Annotated in this window: 10 protein-coding genes, 1 tRNA gene and 1 pseudogene; 4 read left to right on the top strand and 8 right to left on the bottom strand. The window is 67.6% G+C overall.

Annotated elements, in window-relative coordinates; all coding sequences use genetic code 11:
• Positions 1 to 215: 215 nt before the first annotated feature.
• The 3 genes from RCO27_RS19260 to RCO27_RS06905 all read left to right on the top strand — a co-directional run bounded on the left by RCO27_RS19260 (position 216) and on the right by RCO27_RS06905 (position 1,625).
• A complete protein-coding gene (locus RCO27_RS19260) occupies positions 216 to 557 on the top strand; it encodes a DUF6968 family protein (protein WP_374990368.1) in 342 nt (113 codons plus the stop codon).
• Between the two features lie 88 nt (positions 558 to 645).
• A complete protein-coding gene (locus RCO27_RS06910) occupies positions 646 to 804 on the top strand; it encodes a hypothetical protein (RefSeq protein WP_309001937.1) in 159 nt (52 codons plus the stop codon).
• A gap of 59 nt (positions 805 to 863) precedes the next feature.
• Positions 864 to 1,625, top strand: coding sequence for a hypothetical protein (locus RCO27_RS06905; protein ID WP_309001936.1), 762 nt, complete (start codon positions 864 to 866; stop codon positions 1,623 to 1,625).
• Between the two features lie 252 nt (positions 1,626 to 1,877).
• Here the strand turns inward: RCO27_RS06905 and RCO27_RS06900 are convergent, their stop codons facing one another.
• Positions 1,878 to 2,342, bottom strand: coding sequence for a PaaI family thioesterase (locus RCO27_RS06900; RefSeq protein ID WP_309001935.1), 465 nt, complete (start codon positions 2,340 to 2,342; stop codon positions 1,878 to 1,880).
• Positions 2,343 to 2,456: 114 nt separating this feature from the next.
• Here RCO27_RS06900 and RCO27_RS06895 point away from each other — a divergent pair.
• A tRNA-Pro gene (locus RCO27_RS06895) sits at positions 2,457 to 2,533 on the top strand.
• A gap of 77 nt (positions 2,534 to 2,610) precedes the next feature.
• Here the strand turns inward: RCO27_RS06895 and RCO27_RS06890 are convergent.
• The 7 genes and pseudogenes from RCO27_RS06890 to RCO27_RS06860 form a co-directional block, all read right to left on the bottom strand.
• Positions 2,611 to 5,154 (bottom strand): DUF2339 domain-containing protein, encoded by a 2,544-nt coding sequence (locus RCO27_RS06890; protein WP_309001934.1) that lies wholly within the window; start codon positions 5,152 to 5,154, stop codon positions 2,611 to 2,613.
• Positions 5,155 to 5,208: 54 nt separating this feature from the next.
• Positions 5,209 to 6,867, bottom strand: a complete 1,659-nt coding sequence (locus tag RCO27_RS06885; RefSeq protein ID WP_309001933.1) for a tetratricopeptide repeat protein — start codon at positions 6,865 to 6,867, stop codon at positions 5,209 to 5,211.
• Positions 6,868 to 6,913: 46 nt separating this feature from the next.
• Positions 6,914 to 7,840: a 50S ribosomal protein L11 methyltransferase gene (locus RCO27_RS06880; RefSeq protein WP_374990367.1), complete on the bottom strand. Its 927-nt coding sequence runs from the start codon at positions 7,838 to 7,840 to the stop codon at positions 6,914 to 6,916.
• 63 nt (positions 7,841 to 7,903) lie between these two features.
• Positions 7,904 to 8,674: an SDR family oxidoreductase gene (locus RCO27_RS06875; RefSeq protein WP_309001931.1), complete on the bottom strand. Its 771-nt coding sequence runs from the start codon at positions 8,672 to 8,674 to the stop codon at positions 7,904 to 7,906.
• Positions 8,675 to 8,807: 133 nt separating this feature from the next.
• Positions 8,808 to 10,151 carry a methyl-accepting chemotaxis protein gene (locus RCO27_RS06870; protein ID WP_309001930.1) on the bottom strand — a complete coding sequence of 448 codons (1,344 nt, stop codon included), beginning with the start codon at positions 10,149 to 10,151 and terminating at the stop codon, positions 8,808 to 8,810.
• A 222-nt stretch (positions 10,152 to 10,373) separates the two neighbouring features.
• On the bottom strand, positions 10,374 to 10,556 hold the full coding sequence (locus RCO27_RS06865) for a hypothetical protein (RefSeq protein WP_309001929.1): 183 nt from the start codon (positions 10,554 to 10,556) through the stop codon (positions 10,374 to 10,376).
• 358 nt (positions 10,557 to 10,914) lie between these two features.
• Positions 10,915 to 11,418: pseudogene (locus tag RCO27_RS06860) on the bottom strand (hypothetical protein); the annotation flags it as partial.

Here is an 11,418-nt window from a genome sequence, read left to right as displayed (position 1 = left end):
CGAGATCGTGAGGTTCGTGCCCGGTGTTGGGCCAGCGCGGCTGAACGCGATGCGGCAAGAGCGGCAAATCGCCCCATTCCGCCTCTGGTGACATGGAGAGAAGCTGGCGCAGCGGTAGCCATGGGAGCTTTTCTATATTGGATCATTAGCATTGGAAGCAGAATTCTTTTTCCGCCCAGGAATTTAGTTCCAGTTCCTTAATACAGGAGAATATCATGGAAGATTTAGGGATCGGAAATATAGTTGCCAGCAGATCGCTTAGATCTAAAGATGGAGTTCGGATAAACGTATATATATCAGAACCATATCTGCACGATGAAAGTAACGAGGAGTATTGGTGCAAATATGTCATCGACTGGGGATCGGAGAGGAAAGTTAGATACGCAATAGGAATTGACTCTGTTCAGTCGTTATGCTTAGCAATGAAAAAAATTGGAACCGATCTATACACTTCCGAACTATATCGATCAGGAAGCCTTGTTTGGGACGGAGGAATGCAAGAAAGAGATCTAGGGTTTCCTGTCCCGGACGTAATCAGAGATCTCGCATCTGGCTGAACCCACGATCACCGTAAATCTCGCCGTCTGCGAGGCGATCCTCGAACACTATCCGCGCAACGCGCTTGCCCTCGTCAACATGGGCGGCATGTACGAGCGCATCCTGCGGCGCGACTTCCTCGACCGCTACGGGATGCAGGCGCTCGTCCCGATCCACCTGCAGCCGCGCTACCAGTTCCTGTGGTGCCGCAACCGCGCAATCTTCACCACGGCCTTCGCGCTGGGCTGGGAGCCCGAGACCGGCTGACTGAGGACGGCAGAACGCCGTCGATCCTGCCCTGAACCTGTCGAATGAGGAGACGAGACATGTTGACGATGACCACAAGAGCGTCGGGCCACGAATGGGAGGCCAACCTGTGCGCCTATGTCGGGAACGATCCCATCAATTTCACCGATCCGAGCGGCCTCGTGGAAGACCCGCGCCGGGAAGATGGCGACGGCGACCGTTCGCAGGACCCGATCGTGGTCACGGCGAGCGTGTGCGCCGTGTTTCCGGATATGTGCGGACCACGTGTGATCCCCGCTTTCCCCTTCACTCCGTATTCGGGAACAAATCCTGGAGATGAAGGAGAGATAGTCATTACGGCCGTCAGACCGTGCGGCCTGTTCTGTCGAATCGGCCGGCTATTCTCAAGCACGCGGGCTCAAGCAGTAGCCACGGTCTGCTCACTCCCGACATTGGCATTTGGCGGTGGAGCCGACTTGTACCGTGGCGTCGGCGGTTCTGTAGGAGGTGCTTACAATGTCGATTTAGCTAACGGCAGGTTTGCGCTGTCCGGTTCGCTTGGTGTCGGCCTTGGCCTTGGGATGGGCGCTGGCCCAAACTATGGCGTACAGCCAAGCGGAGGAGGTGTGGCTTCAGCCAATTTGGCAGTGACGGCAGGAGGTGCATTGCCGGTAGCCCCCGGCTTGAACCAAGGCGCGCAAACATCATACAACATTATCGGCACGGACCCGGGTTGGTCAGGGGGCGCTATGGGAAGAGCCGGAACGCCTCTCGCCTACGTTAATGTCGGAGCGAACGTAGCCGTCTCGACGCCGCCGTTATATGATCTTCAATGTAATTAAGCAGGAGTCTTCTATGTCACGCCCAAGCTACTTGGTCAGTTGGATCATTTTTATTATAGTCTGCGCAGCTATTGCATATCATTTTTCTGAAAATACGCTGGTGTTCTTTATTTTGCTAGCTTTTCTGATTGTCCCTGTTTCTCTTTGGGCTAGGCGCCGGTCGAGATAAAGAGCTTAGCTGGCAAGGCGTGATAACATTCTCAGAGCCTTATCATGTGACTATGGTCCCGGGCTTCGCTGAGGTGCAAAACGCTAACGCCCCGGAAAGATGATCAGGGTCGAGGTGCCGTGGGCGAGGAGCTTGCCGTCGGCCGCGCGCAGGAAGGCTTCGGCGGTCGCGATCTGGCGGCCGCGGCTCAGCACCCGGCCTTCGCAGCGGATCGGGCCGCCGTCAGGGTCGATCGGGCGGGTGAAGTTCACCTTGGTCTCGACCGTGGTGTAGCCGACGCCCGGCCCGATCTCGCTATGGACCGCACAGCCGCAGGCGCTGTCGATCAGGGTCAGGGCGTAGCCGCCATGGACCGACCCGAGCGGGTTCAGAAGATGCGGTCCGGGAACGCCCTCGAAGACGGCGCGGCCCTTCTCGACCTCGACGAGCAGGAAACCCAGTGTTTCAGCAATTGGCGGCGCGGGGAGGTTGCCCGCCAGCATCGCCCGCAACGTCTCGAGACCGGACAGGTCCTTGATCTGCTGGGCCGTGGCGACACCATATTCCACCGGTTGCTCCAATAAGTTTCGAAAAGAAACTAACAACGTTGCCACCGAAGTCAATCACCGGCGTCGACTCGCTTGCCATCGTCGCGCCCCCCGCCTAAATGCGCCAGCCTTGGTCGGGGCGTAGCGCAGCCTGGTAGCGCATCACACTGGGGGTGTGGGGGTCGCTGGTTCGAATCCAGTCGCCCCGACCATCATATGAGAAGGGCCGCGTGGGACGCGGCCCTTCTCATATGATCCGCCGGAGGCAGCCGGTGGAGTGCGCCTCTGGCTATACCCCGCCCCGCTCCGCCCGCAACACCGGCCCGTAGAGCCGTCCGATCCCGATCAGCACGATGCCGAGGCCGAGGAACGAGAGGATGCGCAGCACGCCCTCCAGCTCCGAGGCGTCGATGAGGAACACCTTGAGCATCGTCGCGGTCAGTAGCACCAGGCCGGCGAGGCGGAGCGCCTTGTCGGGCAGGCGGATGCCGGCGACGAGCAGGCCGATCGAAAGGACGAGGCCGGCCAGCGAATAGCCGTAGAATTCGGCGATCGGCAGGCTCGCGCCATCGAGGAAGGCGCCCTGGAACGCCTGGCGCACCATCAGCAGCGCGCCCGCGATCAATGCGGCGAGGAACAGGACGAGCCAGATGCCCGATCCGCCGGCGACGTGCGCCCGCCGCCGTGCGGCGTACAGCCAGACCGCGCTCAGCAGGAAGGCGGGGAGGATGAGGTTGAGGACCGGCAGCGGCCCGACCCATTGCACCCACCAGGCGGGATTGTGGACCAGCATGTCGAACCAGACCAGCCGCGCGGCGGCGAGGCCGGTCAGCGCGGCGCCGGCCTTGCGCATCAGGTCCGGATCGGCCCAGCGCTCGGGAATGTGCGCGGAGCCGCAGAGCCAGCCCAGGGCGAACAGCGCTTGCGTGAGCAGGGTCCGCTCCAGGAAACCACGCGCGGCGAAGTCCGGGTCCGGAGCGAGGCCGAAGGCCTGCTTGAACCAGGCATAGGCCGCCCCGGCCGCCAGCACGCCCGCCGCCGGCACCAGGGCGCGACGGGCGCCGAGCGGCAGCGGCGGCAGCGCCCAGCGCATCGCCCCGAGCAGGCCGGCCGGCAGGGCGAGCGCGAACAGGGCCGCGCGGGCGCCCGGCAGGTCCACTGCCAGCGCGGGAAAGCCGAGCAGGGAGGCGAGCGCCGTCGTCGAGAGCTCGGGCACGGTGGCGACGGCGCGTCCGATGCCGATCGCAGCCGCAAGCGCCGCCACCGTCCCCAGCGCCAGATCGCCGAACCGTCGCGCGGCGAGCGCGACCGCGAGGGCGACGACGAGCCACCCCGCGGCGATCAGGTCGGATGGCGCAAGATCCCAGATCGCGGCGCCGAGCAAAATGACCGTGCCAGTGCCGGCGGCGAGCAAGGCGAGCTCGGCCGGCGCCTCCGCCGAGGCCCGTGCGCGGTTGCGCCAGATCAGGGCGGCTGGGCCGATCGCCAGCACGGCGGCGAGCCCGCCCCACTGGATCGGCTCGAGCAGGCCCGGCCAGGCGGCGCGCACGACGAACAGCGGTCCGGCAAAGCCGCCGCAGGCGATAGCGGTCCACAGCCGGCCGCCCTTCCAGAGCGCCAGGGCGAGGCCGCCGCCACCGAACAGGAGGATGAGGCCGCCCATCGCCCGGAGGAGGAACGGGTCCTGCCCGAGGCCGGCCTTGCCGAGCAGCACGAGGAGGCCGAGCACCAGCGCCGCCGCGGGCGCCAGGCGATACTCGCTGCGCAGCACCGCCAACGCCATGCTCGCGGCGGCGAGGATGCCGAACAAAACCCAGCCGAGGAAGCCGAGGTCGGTCCGCGCCGCGAGGATGGCGAGCTGGACGATGCCGATCAGCAGCGGCTGGATCAAGCCGAGCGCCCGCCCGCCGCCCGGCCGCACCAGCGAGGCGGCGACGGCGAGCAGGATGATGAACACGCCCGAGGCCAGCGCATCCTCGGCCGACTGGCTGAGCAGGAAGGCGCTCCAGACGAAGCTCAGCGCCACGGCCGCGGCGGCGAGCCAGGTCCAGCCGCGCCGCCAGGCGATCAGGAAGATCGCGAGGTCGAGCAGGCCGAGATAGGCGAGCAGCGGAACGGGCCCCGCATCCGGATCGCCGACCAGCGCCGGGGTCAGGAAGCCGCCGGCGAGGCCCATCACCGCGGTCGGCGCGCCGTGGCGCAGCGACAGGCCGAGCGCCGCGCCGGTGATCGCCAGCATCGCGGCCGAAGCGATTCCCGCATCGATCAGGCCGTAGAGGATGTGGGTGCCGTAGGCGGTCGCGTAGAGCACCGCGATGCCGGCGCCGACCAGCGCCTGGGCGATGCGCGGATCGTCCGCCATCTTCCAGCGCGCCGCCTCGCCCGCGGCGAGGAGGGCGAGGCCGAACAGCGCGGCGCCGGCCATGCGCAGCTGCGGTGTCACCAGCCCCAGCTCGATCGAATAGCGGATGAGATAGACCGCCGCGACGACGAGGGCGATGCCGCCCAGCCAGATCAGCAGCTTGCCGGCGACCAGGCGCTCGAACAAGGCACCGAGCGTTTCGCGTTCCTCGGGAGCCGCCGCCGGTTCGAACGGAATCGCCTGCGGCTCCGGCGGCGCGGGTGGCGCGGCCTGTACCCGCTCTTCCACCCTGGGTGGAGGCGTGTAGCCGACCGTGAACGCGGCTTTCGGTTCATCGGCAGGGGCAGGCGGCGGCGTCAGCGAGCCGTCGTCGAGCCGCTGCTCGAGCCAGTCGAGGCGGGTCTTCAGGTTCCGGTTCGAAACCCACAGGGCGAAGACGCCCAGTGCCAGAAGGAGAACCAGAAGCTCCATCGCGCTTTTGCCTAGCGGGGGTGGCGGGCCATGTCAGCGCGAAAAGCGCCCGGCTCAGAGACGTGCGAGCGGGAGATCGGCGAGGTTGCCGGCCCAGATCGACCGGGCGCGGGCAAGGCTGGCCTCGGCAGCGCCGGCATTTCCCAGCGCCCGTTCGGCCTGCGACAGGGCATAGAGCGCGAGCGGATCGTTCGGCCAGTGGCGGAGCGAGGCTTCGAGCTGGCGCCGCGCGCCGCGGGCATCGCCGCGGGCGAGCAAAGCGGCGGCGAGGCTGCGCCGCGCCGAATACCAGAAGAGCGGCGGATCGAAGCCGAAATCGGCGCGGAGCTGCGCCTGCATCGCGCGGCGATAGGCGGTCTCCGCCGCCGCATACCGGTTCTCCAGCATCGCCGCGCGGCCTTCGAGGACGTGCTGCAGCACCTCGGCAAGCTTCGCGCCGCTGTCCCCCAGCTCCGGCGCCGCCGCGCCGTTCCGCAGCGCGGCGATGCCGGCCGCTTCCGCTGCCACGGCCGTACCGTCGCCGCGACGCGTCAGCGCTTCGCCGCGCGCATAATGGCGGAGCACCCGGTCGATCGCGGCCGTCTGCTCGGGAACGGCGAGCACGCCGTTGATCTCGTCATGCAGGCCTTGCGTATACCAGGTCGCCGAGCCGAGCACCCGAGACCCCTGCTCGGCATTCTCGCCGAGATAGACCTCCCGATACTGGCGCGACATCTCGGTCGCGGTCTGCGCGTCGCCCCGGGCCAGCGCGCTTTCGATCGCGAAGTGCATGTTGTGGCGGTTGAGGTAGAAGCGGTAGTCGGACCGTGGCGGGCGGACGCGTTCCACATAGGCGCGGTCCGCGGCGACGGCTGCGACGTTGGTCGCGGCCGCGTCGCGATAGCGCCCGACGCCGTAGAAGGTGTGCGACGGCATGTGGACGAGATGGCTCGCCGCCGGCGCGATCCGCGCGAGCCGGTCGGCATAGGGTTCGGCGAGATGCTGCTCGTCGGTCCAGTCGGTCAGGTGGATATAGAAGTGGATCGCGCCGCCATGGTCGGGATTGCGCGCCAGCACCCGCTCCAGCAGCCGCTGGCTGAGCGAGCCCGGCCGCATGCTGCGCGAGATCACCATCCGGGCATCGGCGGCCAGGATCGCCAGCATATCGTCTTCCGGCATCCGCTGCGCCGCGCCCTCCATGAAGCGGGCATAGGCCTCGTTGCTGAAGCCGTCGCCGTCGCGGGTGCGCAACGCCATGCCCTCGACGAGCAGGCGGTCGCGCGGCGAGAGCCGTTGGGACAGGGCAAGCGCGCGGCGGGCGGCGGCGCGAGCGGCCTCCAGTTCCTCGGTGCGCGGCTGGAGATTGATCGTCGGGCCGCGCGCCCAGGCCTCGCCGAAGACGCACAGGGCGCAACCGGGGTCGCGCCGCTGCGCCTCCTGGAACGCCCGGATCGCCTCGGCTTCGTCGAACGCCCAGACCAGCCGGACGCCTTGCGCGAACCAGGCGCGTGCCTCGGGGTTGGCGCTGTCGGGCTCCAGACCGGCATAGCCGAGCCCGTCGACCAGGACGGGCGGCGGCCGGGTGGCCTCGGGCCCCGCGCCGGGCGCCGCCGGATCAAGGCAGGATTGGCCGGGGACGAGCGGGCTGCGCAGCGTCGCGTCGGCAGAGGCCTCGGCAGACAGGGCGGTCGCGCCGACCGCCAACAGAAGTTGGATCGCCTTCGTGAACCGCATCCTTCGCCTCCCGGTGAAGGACCCTAACGGCGGAAACCCCGCCCGGCTAGCCGAAGCGGGGCCGGCGGCGCAGCACCAGGGTCGGCCATTCGCCGCGGTCGATCCGCCCCGCCGGCGCGAAGCCGCGGCGGCGATAGGCGGCGAGGACGCGCGGCGCCTGATGGTCGAGCAGGCCGGCGAGGATCAGGCGGCCGCCCGGCGCAAGCGCGGCGGCGATGTCTGGCGCGAGATCGATCAGCGGCCCGGCGAGGATGTTGGCGATGACGAGGTCATAGGGCACGCGCGCCGTTAGGCGGCGATGGTCGAGACCGGGGGCGACGGCCAGCGCCATCTGTCCGGGGCCCTGACCGAGCGGCACCCGGTTGATCGCGGCATTCTCGGCGGTGACCTCGATCGCGATCGGATCGATGTCGGACGCGATCGCACGCGCCACCGGCCACAGCTTCAGCGCGGCAAAGGCGAGGAGGCCGGTGCCGGTGCCGATGTCGGCGATGTTGGCGAAGACGGCGCCGCCCGCCTTCAGCCGGTCGAGCGCGATCAGGCAGCCGGTGGTCGTCTCGTGATGGCCGGTGCCGAAGGCCAGGCCGGCATCGATCTCGAAGGCGACGGCGTCGGTTGGGATCTTGCCACGATGCGTCGGCGTGTGGACGAAGAAACGACCGGCGCGGATCGGTTCGAGGCCGGCCTGCGACAACGTCACCCAGTCGGCATCGCCGATCCTTTCGACGGCCGTCGCGGTTCCGGCGGCGCTCGACACGAGGGTGCGGAGCAGTGCCAGATCCGCCTTGCTCGGCTCGGCCTCGAAATAGGCATCGAGTCGCCATGCCCCGCCATCGACCTCGCTGGTCATCAGCACCGGTGGCATGTCCAGGGCGGCGAAGGCGGCAATGTCCCCCTTCAGCCTTTCGGCCTCGGCCCTGGTGCAGGGCAGGGTGACCTTCCAGCTATCGGACACAGGACCCACCTTCGTCATTGCGAGCGCAGCGAAGCAATCCAGCACTGGATTGCCGCGTCGCTGCGCTCCTCGCAATGACGATCAGCGGACAAAGCTCGCGCCGTTCACGTCGATGACCGCGCCGGTCGCGGAGGGCGGCGCGCTCGTCGCCAGCCAGCGTACCGTCTCGGCGACCTCGCTCGCGGTCGCGGGCCGGCCGATCGGAAGGTCGCCCAGCGCCGCGATGCCGCCGCGGCTCGCGACATAGTCCTCGACCATGCCGGTGACGGTGAAGCCGGGGCACACAGTGTAGGCGTAGATGCCTTCCGCGGCATAGGCGCGCGCGATCGTCTTGGTCATCGCGACCATGCCGCCTTTGGAAGCGGCATAGGCCCAGTGATCCGGGCTGTCGCCGCGATAGCCGGCGCGGCTGGAGATGTTGACGATCCGTCCGCCGCCGCCGCGTTCGCGAAAGTGGTTGACGGCGAGGCGGCAGAGCCCGCCGGCGGCCGTGAGGTTCACCCGCATCGTCCGGTCCCAGCTCTTCGCCCAATCGGCGTCGGACAAGGCGATCGGTGCGGCCTCGAAGATGCCGGCATTGTTGACCAGCACGTCGACCCGGCCGTCGAGCGCCGCCACCGCCTCGCGCCAGAGCGCGGCGGGCGCGGCGGGATCGGCGAGGTCGGCGGCGATCAGAGGGTCGGAACGTCCCCCGGACGTTCCTTGACCATGCGGGGCATGGTCAACCCGCTGATGTCCGTCACCGCCCTTGCTGGAATGGCCGACGACGCGGTGGCCGTCCAGCGCGGCGACGATCTCGGCGCCGATGCCCCGGCTCGCGCCGGTGACGAGGATGTGAAGTGGCTCGCTCATGGCGCGACGGATAATGCGCCCCCCGCCGTCATGCCAGCGAAAGCTGGCATCTCCCTTTTCTTCTCTGCGTCCTCCGCGATTCTGCGCGGATATGGAAGGCGAAGAGATTCCAGCTTTCGCTGGAATGACGAGGTCAAGCTGCGAAGACCTGGACGAACTTGCCGGCGGTCGCCTTGAAGCGGGCCATCTGCTCGTTGACGTCGGAGAAGCTCTTCTCGACCTCGTCGATCTCGCTCGCGACGCTCTCCGTGTCGGCGCGGATCGCCGCGATGGTCGAGGACATCGAGTCGGCGGCGAGCGCGGTCTCGTCGACGGCGGCGGTGATCATCGTCACCGTCTGCGCCTGCATCTCCATCGCCTTGCGGATGCGGTCGGCGCTCACCTGCACCTCCTCGACCGTGCTCTGGATGGAGTCGTTTGCCTCGACCGTCTGCTTGGTCGCCGACTGGATGGCGGCGATCTTGGCGGTGATGTCGTCGGTGGCGCGCGCCGTCTGGCTGGCGAGGCTCTTCACCTCCTGCGCGACCACCGCGAAGCCGCGGCCGGCGTCGCCGGCGCGGGCGGCCTCGATCGTCGCGTTGAGCGCGAGCAGATTGGTCTGGCCGGCGATGTCGCGGATCAGGCCGAGGATCGATTCGATCGCCTCGACATGGCCGGAAAGCGCCTGGCTGACGACGACGGCCTGATGGGCCTGGTCGCCGGCACGGGTCGCGACGCCGGCGGCGACCTCGACCTCGTTGCGGGCTTCCTCGATCGCCATGATCAGGCCGGCCGCGGTCTGCGCGGCCTCGCGCATCGCGACGGCGGACTGCTCGGCGGCCGCGGCGACCTCGCTGGTCTTGCCGAGCATGCCGCGCGCCGCGCTGCTCGCTTCGGCGGCCTGATCACGCAGCTTGCGGCTGCCGGTCGCGGTCACGTCGACGACGCTGACGATCTCCTTGTTGAACTCGGCGCCCTGGGCGCTGCGACGCTCGCGCTCGGCCTGGTCGCGCAGCTTGTCGTAATAGGCTGAGAAGATGTCGACCTCGAGCGTGGTGAGCCACAGCAAAGCCTTGCTCAGCCGATGGTGACGCTCGACGTCGTCGGTGACGCTGGCGTCGATGATCGCCTGGATCTTGTGCGCGCAGGCGGCGACCCCGGAATAGAGCGTGGAGGCCGAGACCTTCGCCCGCGCCGCGGCCTGGACATAGTCGCGCACCCGATGCGCCCAGACGGGATTGGCAAGGTTCGCATATTTGCCTTCGAGATGCGGCAGGATGCGGTCGGTGAGCTCGTCCATCTTGTCCGGCCCGATCGGCCGGCTGATCTCGGACGAGCGGGCATATTGCTCCCAATAGGCGCGGCCGATCTCGCGCTTGTGGGGCTCGATCAGGGTCCAGATCTCGCGGCAGGTCGCCGCGAGGTTGCCGTCCACGTCGAACAGCGCGATCCGATCGTGAAGCGCGATCTCGTCCAGCTGCCCCGTTTCGCCCGCCATATCCTGCATTCCCTTTTGCGCACCCGTGTTGGGCAGGCGGGATAGGGCGCCACTGGTTAAGATGGCGTTATCCAATGGGACGGTGGCGTGATGGCTTGCGGCCTGTGGCGGCGCCGCCAAGCGGGATTCGGCAGGCCGACCGCCGGCCAGGTGGGATCATCTGGTTGAATAGCGGTGTCCGATCCGGGGCTCGCGTAAACAGACGGTTGCCGCCGTGCGGTTCTAGCCTGCCGGAGCCGGCTGTTCGGGCGCGGGATCGGCCTCCTCGTCGCCGTGGATGCGGTCGAGATAGGCGGTGGCGAGGTCGTAATGGGCCTGGACGACGCGGGGGTCGGTGGCATGCTGGGCCAGCTCGATCTCGGTTTCCGCGCGCTGCTCGAGATATTCGCTGTCGTCGGACGACATCGTTTCGGTTTCTCCATATGCGGTGCCGGAGACCAGAGGCCCCCTCCGGTAACGGCATAAGAAACCACGAAAAGCGGATCGGTTCCCCGTAGAAACCACAGGTCGTCGCATTTGGACGCGGTTCGACGCACCAGGGCGAGTTCAACCTTTGGGGGAGCCTTGTGGCGCGAGACGGAAGCGAAGGAGGTTGGTATGTCGAGCTGTGCCGGCCTGGGCGCAGCGCGTGCCAGGGATGAGGGCCATGAACCAGGCGCCGGCACTGCCTGCGGCCGGTTCGCCGCACCTTCGTGACTCTTGGATTTTGAGCTGGCGTCCGTCCTGCCCCGATGCCGAAGATCTTCCGGCCCCTCTTCGGCATTCAGATCACGAGAAAGTCACCCGCACCGAGCGCAAGGCCGGCGGACAGACTTGCGAACTGTATCGCGGCACCCGTACCGCTGCCATCGGCGTCGTAGAAGAGCGCGCCGCTGCTCGAATCGTAGATGATCCGGTCATCGGCCTCGATCGCGGCCGCGCCGGTCCGGAAGGCACCGGCCGCGAGCGCGCCGTCGCCAAGCGTCGAGAAGATGGTGTTGTCCAGGTAGATCTTGTCCGTCCCGACCGTCATGTCGACGATCTGGTCGATATTGTCGGGCCCGAGCGCGCTGGTGAAGGTGAACGCATCGGCGCCGCCGAGACCGACCAGCGCATCCTGCCCTCCTTTGCCGTCGAGGACGTTGCCGCCGGCATTGCCGATCACGGCCTGGCCGAACTCGTTTCCGGTCAGATTGATGTCCGCGGTGCCGCCATGGTTCGTCGTCGACAGAATCTCGACCGCGGCACCGGCGGTCAGGACGAGGCTCTCCAGCGCGAACACATTGTC

This window comes from Sphingosinicella sp. LHD-64, from assembly GCF_031157375.1.
Classification (GTDB): Bacteria; Pseudomonadota; Alphaproteobacteria; order Sphingomonadales; family Sphingomonadaceae; genus Allosphingosinicella.
This window is presented reverse-complemented; position numbering and strand designations above follow the sequence as displayed.